Origin of the sequence: Agromyces mediolanus, assembly GCF_044917495.1 — a bacterium.
GTDB lineage: Bacteria > Actinomycetota > Actinomycetes > Actinomycetales > Microbacteriaceae > Agromyces > Agromyces mediolanus_B.
This window is the reverse complement of the sequence record NZ_JAVSSI010000002.1, coordinates 120,946-135,259: the sequence shown is the minus strand read 5'-3', so window position 1 is coordinate 135,259 and position 14,314 is coordinate 120,946. Positions and strand designations below refer to the sequence as shown.

The following is a 14,314-nucleotide window of genomic DNA, read 5'->3' as shown; positions in this document are numbered from 1 at the left end:
AAACGACTTCAGGAATCTAGGAGAGAAATTGCTCGACGCAACGACGTTCGATGAGCTTCGTATCGGCCTGGCCACCGCAGAGGACATCCGCAAGTGGTCCTACGGCGAGGTCAAGAAGCCGGAGACCATCAACTACCGCACGCTGAAGCCCGAGAAGGACGGGCTCTTCGGCGAGCAGATCTTCGGGCCCTCCCGCGACTGGGAGTGCGCCTGCGGCAAGTACAAGCGCGTCCGCTTCAAGGGCATCGTCTGCGAGCGCTGCGGGGTCGAGGTCACGAAGAGCTCGGTCCGCCGCGAGCGGATGGGCCACATCGAGCTCGCCGCCCCGGTGACGCACATCTGGTACTTCAAGGGCGTGCCCTCGCGCCTCGGCTACCTGCTCGACATGGCGCCGAAGGACCTCGAGAAGGTCATCTACTTCGCCGCCTACATGGTGATCGATGTCGACGAGGACGGCCGTCACGCCGACATGCCCGGCCTCGAGAACGAGCTCCGGCTCGAGATCAAGACCATCGGCGACCAGCGCGACGCCCGCATCGCGACGCTCATGGCCCGCAAGGAGGAGGAGCTCGCGCAGCTCGAGGCCGACGGCGCCAAGTCCGACGCCAAGAAGCGCGCCGAGGCCGCCGCCGACAAGGAGATGACGCAGGTCCGCAAGTCGGCCGACGAGCAGATCGCGCACCTCGAGCGCGTCTGGGAGGACTTCCGCACGCTGAAGGTCGGCGAGCTGAAGCCCGAGGACTCGGTCTTCCACGAGCTGCAGGACCGCTTCGGCATGTACTTCGAGGCCTACATGGGCGCCGAGGCCATCAAGAAGCGTCTGCTCTCGTTCGACCTCGCGGCCGAGGCCGAGGACCTGCACCTGCAGATCGCCGAGGGCAAGGGTCAGAAGAAGATCCGCGCCATCAAACGGCTGAAGGTCGTCAACTCGTTCCTCCAGACCGGCAGCTCGCCGGCGGCGATGGTGCTCGACGTGGTCCCGGTGATCCCGCCGGAGCTCCGTCCGATGGTCCAGCTCGACGGCGGCCGCTTCGCGACCTCCGACCTGAACGACCTCTACCGTCGCGTCATCAACCGGAACAACCGTCTCCGCCGTCTGCTCGACCTCGGCGCGCCCGAGATCATCGTGAACAACGAGAAGCGGATGCTCCAGGAGGCCGTCGACGCGCTGTTCGACAACGGCCGCCGCGGCCGCCCGGTCACGGGCACCGGCAACCGCGCCCTCAAGTCCCTCAGCGACATGCTGAAGGGCAAGCAGGGTCGCTTCCGTCAGAACCTGCTCGGCAAGCGCGTCGACTACTCGGGCCGTTCGGTCATCGTCGTCGGCCCGCAGCTGAAGCTGCACCAGTGCGGTCTGCCCAAGCAGATGGCGCTCGAGCTCTTCAAGCCGTTCGTGATCAAGCGCCTCATCGACCTCAGCCACGCGCAGAACATCAAGGCCGCCAAGCGCATGGTCGAGCGTTCGCGCCCGCAGGTGTGGGACGTGCTCGAGGAGATCATCCGCGAGCGCCCCGTGCTGCTGAACCGTGCGCCCACGCTGCACCGTCTCGGCATCCAGGCGTTCGAGCCGCAGCTCGTCGAGGGCAAGGCCATCCAGCTCCACCCGCTCGTCTGCGCCGCGTTCAACGCGGACTTCGACGGCGACCAGATGGCCGTCCACCTGCCGCTGTCGGTCGAGGCCCAGGCCGAGGCCCGCGTGCTCATGCTCGCCTCGAACAACATCCTGAAGCCGTCGGACGGCCGTCCGGTGACCCTGCCCTCACAAGACATGATCATCGGCCTGCACCACCTGACGACCGAGAAGCCGGGCGCCGCCGGCGAGGGCCGCGCGTTCTCGTCGATCGCCGAGGCGATCCTCGCCTTCGACCAGAACCGTCCGGGCGACATCAAGCTCGACCTCGGTGCGGTCGTGAAGATCCGCCTCGAGGGCCTGCACTTCGGTGAGGGCCAGGAGCCGGAGGGCTTCGAGCAGGGCAAGTCGTTCCTGCTGGAGACCACGCTCGGCCGGGCGATCTTCAACGAGGCGCTGCCCGTCGACTACCCGTACTTCAACAAGCAGGCCGGCAAGGGCCAGATCTCGGCGATCGTCAACGACCTCGCCGAGCGCTACCCGAAGACGGAGGTCGCCGCGACCCTCGACCGCATCAAGGACGCCGGCTTCCGCTGGGCGACCCGTTCGGGCGTGACCGTCGCGCTCTCGGACATCATCACGCCGCCGAGCAAGGGCGAGATCGTGGCGAAGTACGAGAAGCAGGCCGCCAAGGTGCAGTCGCAGTTCGACAAGGGTCTCACCACCGACCTCGAGCGCCGTCAGGAGCTCATCCAGATCTGGACCAAGGCCACCGACGAGGTCGCCAAGGCCATGCAGGAGAGCTTCCCGACCGACAACACCATCAACCGCATGGTGACGTCGGGCGCCCGTGGTAACTGGCTGCAGGTGCGCAACATCGCCGGCATGCGAGGCCTGGTGAACAACCCGAAGGGTGAGATCATCCCTCGCCCGATCATCTCCTCGTACCGCGAGGGCCTCTCGGTCGCCGAGTACTTCATCGCGACCCACGGTGCCCGTAAGGGTCTGGCCGACACGGCGCTCCGCACCGCGGACTCCGGCTACCTGACCCGTCGTCTCGTCGACGTCTCGCAGGACGTCATCATCCGCGAGGACGACTGCGGCACCGGCAAGGGCCTCGACCTGCCGATCGGTCTCACGGACGCCTCGGGCGAGCTCGTGCGCGACCCGAACGTGGAGAACTCCGTGTTCGCCCGGTCGCTCGCAGCCGACGCCGTGAGCGCCGCGGGCGAGGTCGTCGCCGAGGCCGGCGAGGACGTGGGCGACGTGCTCATCGACAAGCTGATCGCGGCGGGCGTCGAGTCCATCAAGGTCCGCTCGGTGCTCACCTGCGAGTCGGCGGTCGGCGTCTGCGCGAAGTGCTACGGCCGTTCGCTCGCGACGGGCAAGCTCGTCGACATCGGCGAGGCCGTCGGCATCATCGCGGCGCAGTCCATCGGCGAGCCGGGCACCCAGCTCACGATGCGTACCTTCCACACCGGTGGTTCGGCCTCGGCCGACGACATCACGCAGGGTCTGCCCCGCGTGCAGGAGCTCTTCGAGGCCCGCACCCCCAAGGGCGCGTCGCCGATCGTCGAGGCCCCGGGCCGCATCACCATCGACGAGACCGACAAGCAGCGCAAGGTCATCCTGACGCCCGACAACGGCGACGAGCCGATCACGTACAACGTGCTCAAGCGCTCGACGCTGCTCGTCGAGGACGCGCAGCACGTCGAGCTCGGCCAGCAGCTCATCGTCGGCACGGTCGACCCGAAGGAGGTCCTCCGGGTCAAGGGCGTGCGCGAGGTGCAGAAGCACCTGGTGAACGGCGTGCAGGACGTGTACCGCTCGCAGGGCGTGCCGATCCACGACAAGCACATCGAGGTCATCGTGCGCCAGATGCTGCGCAAGGTCACCGTCGTCGACCACGGCGACACCGACCTGCTGCCGGGTGAGCTCGTCGACCGCTCGAAGTACAACGAGATCAACCGTGCGACGCTCACCGAGGGCAAGAAGACCGCCTCGGCGCGTCAGGAGGTCATGGGTATCACCAAGGCCTCGCTGGCAACCGAGTCGTGGCTGTCGGCCGCGTCCTTCCAGGAGACGACCCGCGTGCTCACGCAGGCCGCCATGGAGGGCAAGAGCGACCCGCTGGTCGGCCTCAAGGAGAACGTGATCATCGGAAAGCTGATCCCCGCCGGCACGGGCCTTGCGAAGTACCGCAACGTCACGGTCGAGGCGACGGAGGAGGCGAAGGCGGAGCGCTACCCGAACCGCATCTTCGCCGACGACGCGTCGTTCAACGAGGGCGACCTCAGCTTCGTCGACTTCGACGCGTTCTCGAGCGACGACTTCACGCCCGGCAACTACAGCTGAGCGTGACGCGCTGAACCCGAAGGGCCCCGGAGGAATCCGGGGCCCTTCGGCGTTCCCGGGCGGCGGAGCCGGCGGGTGCGGCGAGACCGCCGGACCCGGCGGATGCCCCGCGCGCTTCCCCTGGGCGGCGGCCCCGCGGCGCTAGCATGAGCCGAATCGGTCACACGGGGTGCCCGGAAGGAGCAGACCATGACGAGCACGACTCCCGGAGACGACGAGCAGCGCGCGAACGAGGATGCCGGGACGCGGTCCGCCGCCGAGGCGGCCACCGCGGCGGGCGAGCCCTCGTCGCCCGACGCGGGCGCGGACACGGAGCACCCGACCGCGGTGCTCCCCGAGCCCGTCGCGGTCGAGCCCCGGCCGGCTGCCGACGCACCTGCGGCTCCCGACGCACCCGCGGCTGCCGACGCATCCGCGGCTCCCGACGCATCCGCGCTTCCTGCCGACTCCGCGGCCCCGGCCGAGTCCGCCACCTCCGCCCTCGGCGAGGCCCCCGGGGTCATCGAGGAGGAGCCGCGTACGGAGGAGCTCGACGCGAACGCGCGGCTCGACGCCGCCGTGCAGCGCGCCGGCGTGGTCCCCGGCGGGGCCGACGCCGACGAGCCGCTGCCCGAGCCCGTGGCGGCCGACGCGGTGCGGCGCGAGACCTACGTCCCGGCCGGTGCGGCGGCGGGTGCCGCGGCCGGCGCCGCGACCCTCGCGCCCGAGCCCGCCTTCCCCGCGGCCGGCCCGCAGACCGTCTACGTGCAGGCCCCGGAGCCGCCGAAGGCGAAGGGCAACCGCGGCTTCGGCATCCTCGTGGCGCTCATCGGCACGGTGCTGTTCGCCGCGCTCTACCTCGGGGCCGCCTACCTCCTCCTGCTCAGCCAGGGCGATGCGGGCTCGGCGACCGAGCAGCTCACGCAGTTCGCCGCGAAGCAGCTGTTCTGGGTGCCGGTGGCGGTCTTCTTCCTCGGTTTCGCGCTGCTCGCCGCGATCGTGAACAAGGGCGCCTGGTGGACGTACGCCGTCTTCGGTCTCCTCGTCGCGGTCGCCGTGTACTTCTCCTACGTCGGCGGGGCGCTCTGGTCGGTGGCGTGGACGATCACCCCGAGCGACGTGCCGGGCTTCGTCGCGCAGCGCTGGCTCGATCCCTTCGCGATCGTCGCGGCGGTCATCGCCCGCGAGATCCCGATCTGGCTCGGCGGCTGGATCGCGGCGCGCGGTCGCAAGGTCACGGAGCGCAACCGGCTCGCGCTCGAGGCGTACGACCGGGAGATCGCGGCGGGTCCGCAGGCGCAGTTCCGCTGAGGCGGATGACGGCGGTCTACTCGCAGCCGAGTTCGGCCGCCGTCGCGCCGAGCTCGACTTCGGCGCCCCAGTCGGCGAAGCCGAGCTCGGCGTCGCCGTCGGTCTCGGCGAGGCTCAGGGAGCGGGGGAGCGGCGGCCCGTAGCGCTCGACGATCAGCACGCCGGCGCGGCTGTCGCTCGCCCCGATCTGCACGGCGAGCGTCTCGCCGTCGCCGCTCGGTGCCGCGACGGAGAGCTCCGCGCCGGTCAGCACGGCGCCGAGCAGCGCCTCCGGATCGGTGAACGGCGCCCATTGCGCCACCGCCGGGTCGTCGCCGACGGTGCACACCCCCTCCACGAGCTCCGGACGCGCGTTCGCGTCCGCGAAGGCCGGGTTGCCGCGCACGGCGGTGCGCCCCTCGTCGACGAGGAGGGTCGTCCGCACCCCGCCGGCGCCGAGCTCGGCCCGGAAGGCGCCGGCACGTCCCGCGTAGTCGACGGTGATCGTGCGGCCGGGGAGCAGCTCGCCCTCCTCCGAGGGCACGAACTCGTGCACGGTGCCCGACATGGCGACCGGACCGCCGGCGCGGACCGCGTCGAGGATGCGCGCGGAGAGCTCGGCCGGGGGCACGAGCCAGAGCCCATTGCCGCTCGAACCGTCGAACGACTCGACGTCGATGCCCGGCGGGGCGGTCGGCAGCGGGGGCGCGGCCGAGCAGCCGGCGAGGAGCAGGGCCGGGACGAGCAGCAGGGCGGCGCGGATGCCGCGGCGGCGAGCCGGGCCGGGCGCACCGCCGGTCGGGCTCACGATGCGGCGTCCGCCGCGCAGACGCCGGCGCCGCGCTGACCGGAGAGCGTCGCCGCGTCGAGGGAGACCTCCGCGTCGATGCCGCCGGGGCGGACGACGAAGCAGCTGCGGTCGTCGTAGAGGCCTGCGGCGGCGGGGATCCAGGCCTCGGTGCCGCGGACCAACCCGCTGAGGTCGGCCGTCTCGCCGTCACCGCCCACGACGAAGAGCTGGTAGTCGGCGTCGGGGCCCGACCAGTCGAGGCGCAGGTTGCCGGACTCGACGGACGCCGAGAGCCCCTCGACGCGCACGCTCGAGTCGGTCGCCATCGAGACGATCCACCAGGCGAGCGCGCCCGCGAGGGCGAGGAAGGTGAGGCCGACGGAGACGAGGAAGGCCGGGTGCAGCCACCACCGCCGGGTACGCGGCGGCGCGTCGGCGAGCTCGGGGAGCACGGAGGTGCCGCTGCCGAGCGCGCGTGCGCCGCCGGCGAGCTGCGCGGTGCGGCCCGGGGCGAGCGCGCCCGGGGCCGTCGCGGCGGGCGGCGGCGTGCGGTCGGTCATGTCGGCTCCCTCGGGGTCGAACGTGTCGGTGCGGCGCAGCGGGGCCGGCCCGGTCGCGCGACCGCGTACCATGCTATATCGGTGCGCCTGCCCCGAACGGGGCACGCGAGGAGGGGGAGCGGAGTGGGCGGCACGACACGACGGCCGGGAGCCGCCGCGCTCGCGGTCGCGGCCTCGCTCGCCCTCGGCGCGCCGGCGGTCGCCGCCGACGGCGCACCGGCCGGCGCGGGGTCCGGCGACGTCGCCATCCCCTACCGCGGCTCGACGACGATCGACATCGCCGCGCCGTGGCGGATCACCGACTGCGGGATGCCGCGCGAGGCGGGCCCGCTCGTCGTCGGCTGCGACGAGCGGAGCATCTCGCTCGCCGCCCCCGACTACGACCCGGAGGCGCCGACCACCGTCGTCCGCGTCCCGCTCAGCGACGGGCGCATCACGACCGTCGCCGAGTACCGGGTGCGCCTCGAGGGCCCCGAGACGCCGAGCGCCGAGCCGGGCCGAACCGTTCGGCCGGCGACCGCCGGAGCCCTGCTGCGCCTGCCCGTCTCCGAGCTCGGCGTCGAGTGCGCGGTCTGCGACGCGGGCGGCCGGCTGCGCGCGGTCGCGGTGCACCCCGCCCAGGCCGGCTCGCTCTGGGCGACCCCGACGCACCTCGTGTTCCGCGCGGCCGAGGGCTACACCGGCCCGGCCGAACTCGTCTTCCGCTTCGCCGACGACTACGGCACCTGGTCGCCGGAGGGCGTCGTGCAGGCATCCGTCGTCCGGGGCGTCGGCGCCCCGCTCGTCACGAGCGACCTCGTCGTCGGGCTCGACGACGACGGCGCCGAGCTGTCGCTCGAGGAGCTGGCGTTCGCCCTGGGCGGCGACGAGCTGGTGCTCGTCGGCTGCGGTACGGCCATCCGCGGGCAGGTACGCTGCGAGGCCGACGGCACGATCGGCTACCAGGGCGACGGCGGCGTCGACCAGTTCGCCGTGCAGGTGGCGAGCACGGGCGGCGAGCAGGCGCTCGCCTCCGTCACGCTCGTCCCGGCGGACGCCGACGCGGATGCCGAGGCGGGCGCGCTCCGCCCGGGCACCGCGCCGATCGCGAAGTCGAAGCAGGGCAAGCAGGGCGTCGCGAGCGCGATCGCGCCCCGCCGGCCCGTCGAAGACCACACGGGGGCGAGCGGCCTGCTCGCCCCGCTCCTCGGCACCCTCGATCGCGTGGGGGCCCGATGACCAGTCGCTGGAGGCGGACGCCATGAGCCTGAGACTCACGATCGACCGGACGGCGAGCGCCGACGCCGCGGGAAGCTGGGCGCTCGACGTCGACGAGGCGACCACGGTCGGCGAGGTCGCCGAGTCGCTCGGCCTGCCGAGCGAGGCGCTCGACCCGCTCGCGGGGGCCTCGGCGCCCCTCGCCGAGAGCACGCTCCTGTCCGGGGCGACCCTGCCCGCGGGCGGCGACGAGTCGCTGCAGCCGGGCACGCTCCGGCTCGAGCTCGTCGGCGGCCCCTTCGCCGGTGAGACCGTGCCCGTGTCCCGCGGGTCGCGCGTCACGGTCGGCAGCGATCCCGGCTGCACCCTCGTCATCGCCGACCACGCCCTGCAGCCCACCCACGCCTCGCTCACGATCAGCGACGGCAGCGCGGCCGACGGGCGCCCGGCGCCGCTCGGCGCGACCGTCGAGCCGGCGCCCGGCGCCGCGGTCTGGGTGAACGGGCAGCCGATCGAGGAGGCGACCCCGATCGTGCCCGCCGACCTCGTGCAGCTCGGCAGCAGCGTGCTCCGGCTCGGCGTCGCGCCGGCCGCCGACGCCGACCTCATCCGCGACGCGCTCGGCGCCCGGGGCTTCAACCGGCCCTCCCGCATCCGCCCCGCGGCCGAGCAGCCGGTCGTGCCGCTCCCGGGCGACCGGCCCGAGGACCCCGACCAGTCGCCGCTGCCCTGGCTCTCGGCGATCATCCCGGTCGTCCTCGGCGTCACGATGGCGGTCGTCTTCGGCCGGCCGATCATGCTGCTGATGGCCGCCGCGAGCCCGATCATGGTCGTCGGTTCCTTCCTCACGAACCGGAAGCTCGCGAAGAAGAAGGGCGTGAAGACCGAGCAGCAGTGGATCGAGGAGGTGCGCCTCGCCGAGCGGCGCATCGACGAGCTCGCCCGGCGGCAGCGCATCGAGCGCTGGTACCGCCTGCCCGACCCCGTCGTGGTCCTCGACATCGCGACCCGCCCCCTCGCCCGGCTCTGGGAGCGGCGCCGGAGCGACACCGACGCCCTCTCGATGCGGGTCGGGGTCGCCGAGGTCGCCCTCGACGTGCGCTTCGAGGGCGGCGGCCGCGACCGCGGCGAGGCGCGCCGGGTCGGCGTCTCGCCCGCCCCGGTCGCCGCCGAACTGCGGAACGGCCCCCTCGGCATCGCCGGCCCCCGCGACGCCGTGCGCTCCGTCGCCCGCTCCGTCGTCGCCAGCTGGGCGACGCTCCGCTCGCCGCGGGACGCGGAGCTCGTCGTCGTCTGCCCCGACGACGCGGCGCCCGACTGGTCCTGGGTGCAGTGGCTCCCGCACGCCGCGGCGGGCGGCGCGGCCGCCGCGATCGGCAACACCGACGACACCCGCCGCGAGCGGGTGCGGGAGCTCGGGGTGCTCCTCGAGCAGCGCATGCGGCTCGCGGGCCAGCGCGGCGCCGAGCCGCCGAGCGACGTGCTCGTCGTCGTCGACGGCGCGCGCGAGTACCGCATGCTCCCGGGCATGGTGCCGCTCCTCGAGCACGGCGCGGCCCACGGCATCCACGTCGTCGCGCTCGATTCCGAACGCGCGCGGCTCCCCGAGGAGGCGAAGAGCGTCGTCGCGATCGACCACGGCGATCCCGCCATGGCCCGGGTCGAGACGGGCGCCGAGTACTGGCCGATCGTGCTCGTCGACGGCCTGTCGACCGCGCAGTGCGAGCGCCTCGCCCGGAGCCTCTGCTCGCTCCGGCACGTGAGCGGCGTCGGCGACGACGCGATGCTGCCGACGGCGGTGCGCTTCGCCGAGCTGATGAAGCTCGACCTCGACGACCCGGAGCCGCTCGTGCGCCGCTGGTCGACCCATCCGCGCAACACCTTCGTCGTCGTCGGGGCGACGGGGGAGGGCGAGTTCGCGATCGACATCTCCCGCGACGGCCCCCACGCGCTCGTCGCCGGCACCACCGGCTCCGGCAAGTCGGAGTTCCTGCAGGCGCTCGTCGTGAGCCTCGCCATGGCGAACCGCCCCGACGCCCTGAACTTCGTGCTCGTCGACTACAAGGGCGGCTCGGCGTTCGCCGACTGCGAGCGGCTGCCGCACACGGTCGGCATGGTGACGAACCTCGACGCGCGGGAGACGGAGCGCGCCCTCGCCTCGCTCGACGCGGAGCTGAAGCGCCGCGAGAAGGTGCTCCGCGACATGAGCGCGAAGGACGTGGACGCCGCGTGGGCGAAGGACGCCGACACGGCCGCCCGTCGCGGGCTCGCGCGGCTCATGATCGTCATCGACGAGTTCGCCGAGCTGCGCACCGAGCTGCCGGAGTTCATCGACGGTCTCGTCCGCATCGCCCGCGTCGGCCGCTCGCTCGGCGTGAACCTCGTGCTCGCGACGCAGCGGCCCTCCGGCGTCGTGACGCCGGAGATGCAGTCGAACATCAACCTCCGCGTCGCGCTCCGCGTGACCGACCGCGCGGACTCCTCCGACATCCTCGGCTCCGGCGAGGCGGCGCTCATCAGCGCGTCGACCCCGGGGCGCGGCTACGTGCGCACCGGGCCGGCCTCGGCGCCCGCGCCCTTCCAGACGGCCCGCGTCGCGGGCATCCGGCCGGGCGTGCAGCGCCAGGTCAAGGTGCTGCCGCGGAAGGCGCCGCTCGAGTGGGACGAGCTCGGCTACCCCGTGCGCTACCCGAAGGCGGTCTCCACGCAGGCGCAGAACACCGACCACGACGACACCGACCTCCGCGCCATCGTGAACCTCATCACGGCGGCGACCGTGCAGCTCGGCGTGCCGAAGAACCCCTCGCCGTGGCTCATGCCGCTGCCGGCGGTGCTGCCGCTCGAGAAGTTCCAGGACGAGCCGATCCCCGAGCAGGCGATCGTGCTCGGCCTCGAGGACGTCCCGGGCGAGCAGTCGCAGCGGAGCCTCACCTGGCGCGTCGACGAGGGCTCGCACGTGCTCTTCCTCGGCGGCGCCATGTCGGGCCGCACGACCGCGCTGCGCACCATGCTCGGCCAGCTCGTGCAGGAGTTCTCGCCCGCCGACCTCCACCTCTACGTCATCGACTTCGGCAACGGGGCGCTGCTGCCCCTCGTCGACGCCCCGCACACGGGCGCCGTGGTCACCCAGCTCGACTCCGACCGGCTGCCGCGGCTCGTGCAGCGGCTGCTGGAGGAGCTCGGCCGCCGCCAGGCGGTGCTCTCGGCCTCCGGCGTCGGGCACATCTCCGAGCAGCGCGCGCAGTCGACCCCGGAGACGCGGCTGCCGTACGCGATCGTCGCGGTCGACGGTTGGGAGCGGATGCTCTCGACGATGAACCCCGACCAGCTCGTGACCTTCCGCGACCAGTTCATGCGGGTGCTCCGCGAGGGGCCCGCGGTCGGCGTCCGAGTGCTGCTCACGGGCGACCGGGGCATCACGGGCGACAAGGTCGTCGCGTTCATCGACGAGCAGTACGTGCTGCCGATGCGCGACATCGCCGACTACCGCACGGCCGGCATCCTCGCCCGCGACATCCCGCTCGACCTCGCCCCCGGCCGGGTGCTGTTCGGCGCCGCGGGGGCCGAGGCGCAGCTCGCGGTGCTGAGCCGCGACACGAGCGGCGAGGCGCAGACCACCGCCCTCCGGCGCATCGTCGAGCAGGTGCGCGACCACTACGACCAGTTCCCGCAGCTGCAGTCGCTGCCCGCGCCGTTCCGGGTCGACCCGCTGCCCGGCCACTACGCGCTCACGGCCGCCTACGAGCTGCCGCTCGGCGACTCGGGTCCGGCCGACGGCCCCGTCGTCGCGGTGGGCGGCGACCTGCTGTCGAAGTTCACCCTCGATTGGCCCGCCGACGGCGGCTTCCTCGTCACGGGAGCCCGGAAGTCGGGGCGCTCCTCGGCGCTCGCGGCGATCGTGCACCAGCTCGCCTGGCGGAAGACGCCGCTCGTCGTCGTGTCCGGTCGGGAGTCGATCCTCACCGAGGTGGCCGGCGCCCACGGCATCCCGGTCGTGCCCGGCGGCGACCTCACGCCCGCCGAGCTCGACCCGATCCTCGACGCGGCGGGCGAGCACGTCACCGTGGTCGTCGACGACGCCGAGCAGTACAAGAACGCGCCCCTCGAGCACGCGCTCACCGGGGCGAAGCACCGGGCGACGTTCATCGTCGCGGCCGACTCCGAGTCGCTGTCGACGCTGTTCGGCGGGCCCGTCGTCGAGGCGAAGCGCTCGCGCCGGGCGCTCGCGCTCCGGCCGGAGTCGACGATCATGGGCACGCAGGCGATCGGCACGCCGATCCCGAAGTTCATGCTCGGTCGCGGCACCCCGGGATCGGCGGTGCTGACGACGCCCGGCGGCTGGCTGCCGGTGCGCGTGCCGGACATCCGGCAGTAGGCGCCCTCCGGCGCACGTAGACTGGCCGGGCTGGACCCGGGGGAATCGGGCCCGAGCCCGTCGAGAAGGGGATGATCCGAGTGGCCTCTGCCCGCTGCGCGTACTGCGATGCGACGCTGGAGCCGAACAGCATGTACTGCCTCTCGTGCGGTCAGCTGATCCCGCAGTCCCAGAGCGCCCCGCCCGTCCCCGCGCCCTTCGCCGGGGCGAAGCCGACGCCGAGCGCGGCGCCGGTGGTGCAGACGCCGACGCAGGCCGCCCCGGTCGAGCCGGTGCCGCTGCCGCGCTCGCTGCCGTGGCAGCAGACGCCCCGCGTCGAGACGATGCCCGCGCCGCCCACCGCGGCACCGGCCGCCGTCGATCGCGTCGAGCTGCTGTTCTCCACCGGGCAGCGCGTCGTGGTGGAGGGCTCCGCGGTCGTCGGCCGGAAGCCCGCCGACACCGCGCTCGCGATGGGCGCCCGCGCCGTCGAGGTGCTCGACGACACCCGCTCCGTCTCGCGCGTGCACCTCTTCCTCGAGGTCTCGGGCGGGGGCATCACGGTCGGCGACGCCGGTTCGGCGAACGGCTCGCGCCTCGAGCGCGGCGGCCGGGAGATCGAGCTCGAGAGCGCGGGCACCCGGGTGCCCGCCGCCGTCGGCGACACGGTCTGGCTCGGCGACCTGAGCTTCGTCATCCAGGCGGCCTGAGACCCAGGGGGCCGGAGCCGCAGGGCCCGAGACCCGGGCGGCCGGAGCCGCTCCTCGCGGTCCGCGGCCGGCCCGCTCAGCCCTGCTCGGCGCCCGGCCAGGCCGGGTCGAGCAGCGGGCCCTTCCACGCGGTGAACGGCAGCGCCTGCTCGAAGAGCGCGTGCGGGATGCCGCGGGCGGATGCCTCGGCCAGGAGCAGCTGCACCGCGGTGGCGGCGACATCGTCCGCGAGCACGGCGTCCATCAGCAGCGGCACGAGCCCGCGCCTGGCGCCGTCGGGCCAGCGGCCGTAGAGCCCGATGCGCGAGGCGGCGCCCCGATCGGGCGTCCGGGCGCGCAGCGCCTCCCCGTCGCGCACGCCGAGCTCGCACAGCACCGTGCCGTTGCCGGCCCGCAGGGCGAGCCCGCCCGCCTGCCCGAAGATCGGCACCGAGCGGAGCCTGGCCGTGCGCGGGCGGTCGTTCAGCACGCCGATGAAGGCGAGCTCCGACCACGGGATCTCGGGCAGACCGCCCGTCGAGATCCCCGTACCGGTGACCACGAGCACGGGCGCGCCGGGGGCGAGCAGCAGGCGCAGCATCCGTCCCCGCAGGACGCTCGTGAGGAGGAGGCCCCCCGCCGCGAGCCCGAAGACCACCACGAGGCCGATCGTGAACCAGCTGCCGAAGCCCGTGGCGAGGAGGGCGACGACGCCCGCGGCGGCGACGCCGAGGAGCACCGCCCCGGTCGTGATGAAGCCGCGGTTCCAGCGCGGCACCGAGGCCGCCTTGGCCCGGTCGGGCTGGGCGACGAAGCGGACCGGGCCGGCCGGGACGGTCATCAGCCGCGGAGGAAGGGGTCGACGACGCCGCCGGCGGAGGGGCGCACGAGGTCGCCCGTGCCGAGCCGCTTCAGCTGCACGTACGCGCGATCGGTGAGGGTGATGAGCGGCCAGGCCGTCGCGCCCGGCTCCTTCCCGAGCCGCACGGTGACGTAGGCGGTGCGGTCGGGCACGACGAGGTAGATCGAGAGGCGGATGTCGCCCTTCTTGTGATTCGGCACCGGCAGGTAGGCCGCCGGGTCGCCGGTGGCGAACCTGGCGTGCAGCGCCTCGGCCTCCGCCCGGCCGCCCGCGGCGACGAAGTGGCGGCCCGAAAGGGGCGTGCCCGTGTCGATCCGGATCCAGCGGTGCGAGCCGCCGATCGCGAACCAGGCGAACAGCACCGCGAAGAACGCGGTGATGACGACGAGCGCGGGCGCGACCACGCCGCGGAGCCCCGAGCGGCGCCCGGTCATCTCGCTCGCGTCGTCGCGGATCGCACCGAAGTTCACGAGGACGAGCACGAGGGCTGCGAGCGCGAGCGCCGCGAGCACCGAGAACACCACCGTGCGCGTCGTCGATCGGGCGAAGCGGAACTCCCCCGGGAGGGCGGCGAGAGTGGCGTCGGAGGGGCGCACGGCGGGGCCTTTCGCGATGGGAACAGCGACGAGAACGACTGTACCCAGTCCGGGGGAGCGCGGGACGGGGAG

General features: G+C 73.5%; 9 protein-coding genes. 5 read left to right on the top strand and 4 right to left on the bottom strand.

What is annotated here, in order from left to right; all coding sequences use genetic code 11:
• The first annotated feature begins 28 nt into the window (after nucleotides 1-28).
• Together rpoC and ROT00_RS03395 are read left to right on the top strand one after the other, a co-directional pair.
• A complete protein-coding gene (gene rpoC / locus ROT00_RS03400; protein WP_404772315.1) occupies nucleotides 29-3,925 on the top strand; it encodes a DNA-directed RNA polymerase subunit beta' in 3,897 nt (1,298 codons plus the stop codon).
• A gap of 189 nt (nucleotides 3,926-4,114) precedes the next feature.
• Nucleotides 4,115-5,215: a hypothetical protein gene (locus ROT00_RS03395; RefSeq protein WP_404772313.1), complete on the top strand. Its 1,101-nt coding sequence runs from the start codon at nucleotides 4,115-4,117 to the stop codon at nucleotides 5,213-5,215.
• 16 nt (nucleotides 5,216-5,231) lie between these two features.
• Here the strand turns inward: ROT00_RS03395 and ROT00_RS03390 are convergent, their stop codons facing one another.
• Both ROT00_RS03390 and ROT00_RS03385 read right to left on the bottom strand, forming a co-directional pair.
• Nucleotides 5,232-6,002, bottom strand: a complete 771-nt coding sequence (locus ROT00_RS03390) for a hypothetical protein (RefSeq protein ID WP_404772311.1) — start codon at nucleotides 6,000-6,002, stop codon at nucleotides 5,232-5,234.
• The gene (locus ROT00_RS03385; RefSeq protein ID WP_404772310.1) at nucleotides 5,999-6,544 is read right to left on the bottom strand and encodes a hypothetical protein; all 546 of its coding nucleotides are present in this window, start codon (nucleotides 6,542-6,544) and stop codon (nucleotides 5,999-6,001) included. The genes ROT00_RS03390 and ROT00_RS03385 overlap by 4 nt, the downstream gene beginning before the upstream one ends.
• A gap of 123 nt (nucleotides 6,545-6,667) precedes the next feature.
• On the opposite strand from ROT00_RS03385, the gene ROT00_RS03380 reads away from it, so the two are divergent.
• The 3 genes from ROT00_RS03380 to ROT00_RS03370 all read left to right on the top strand — a co-directional run bounded on the left by ROT00_RS03380 (nucleotide 6,668) and on the right by ROT00_RS03370 (nucleotide 12,805).
• On the top strand, nucleotides 6,668-7,762 hold the full coding sequence (locus tag ROT00_RS03380) for a hypothetical protein (protein ID WP_404772308.1): 1,095 nt from the start codon (nucleotides 6,668-6,670) through the stop codon (nucleotides 7,760-7,762).
• A gap of 22 nt (nucleotides 7,763-7,784) precedes the next feature.
• Complete coding sequence (locus ROT00_RS03375) at nucleotides 7,785-12,116, top strand: FtsK/SpoIIIE domain-containing protein (RefSeq protein WP_404772306.1); 4,332 nt, start codon at nucleotides 7,785-7,787, stop codon at nucleotides 12,114-12,116.
• Nucleotides 12,117-12,196: 80 nt separating this feature from the next.
• Nucleotides 12,197-12,805 (top strand): FHA domain-containing protein, encoded by a 609-nt coding sequence (locus ROT00_RS03370; protein WP_404772305.1) that lies wholly within the window; start codon nucleotides 12,197-12,199, stop codon nucleotides 12,803-12,805.
• A 76-nt stretch (nucleotides 12,806-12,881) separates the two neighbouring features.
• Here the strand turns inward: ROT00_RS03370 and ROT00_RS03365 are convergent, their stop codons facing one another.
• Both ROT00_RS03365 and ROT00_RS03360 read right to left on the bottom strand, forming a co-directional pair.
• Nucleotides 12,882-13,625, bottom strand: a complete 744-nt coding sequence (locus ROT00_RS03365; RefSeq protein ID WP_404772303.1) for a hypothetical protein — start codon at nucleotides 13,623-13,625, stop codon at nucleotides 12,882-12,884.
• Nucleotides 13,625-14,242 carry a hypothetical protein gene (locus ROT00_RS03360; RefSeq protein ID WP_404772302.1) on the bottom strand — a complete coding sequence of 206 codons (618 nt, stop codon included), beginning with the start codon at nucleotides 14,240-14,242 and terminating at the stop codon, nucleotides 13,625-13,627. Before ROT00_RS03360 ends, ROT00_RS03365 begins: the two co-directional genes overlap by 1 nt.
• Nucleotides 14,243-14,314 lie beyond the last annotated feature (72 nt).

What these genes read in the sequence shown, in the direction of transcription:
- ROT00_RS03395 (WP_404772313.1), top strand. Translation starts at nt 4,115, where the DNA reads ATGACGAGCACGACTCCCGGAGACGACGAGCAGCGCGCGAACGAGGAT.
- ROT00_RS03385 (WP_404772310.1), bottom strand. Translation starts at nt 6,544, where the DNA reads ATGACCGACCGCACGCCGCCGCCCGCCGCGACGGCCCCGGGCGCGCTC.
- ROT00_RS03375 (WP_404772306.1), top strand. Translation starts at nt 7,785, where the DNA reads ATGAGCCTGAGACTCACGATCGACCGGACGGCGAGCGCCGACGCCGCG.
- ROT00_RS03365 (WP_404772303.1), bottom strand. Translation starts at nt 13,625, where the DNA reads ATGACCGTCCCGGCCGGCCCGGTCCGCTTCGTCGCCCAGCCCGACCGG.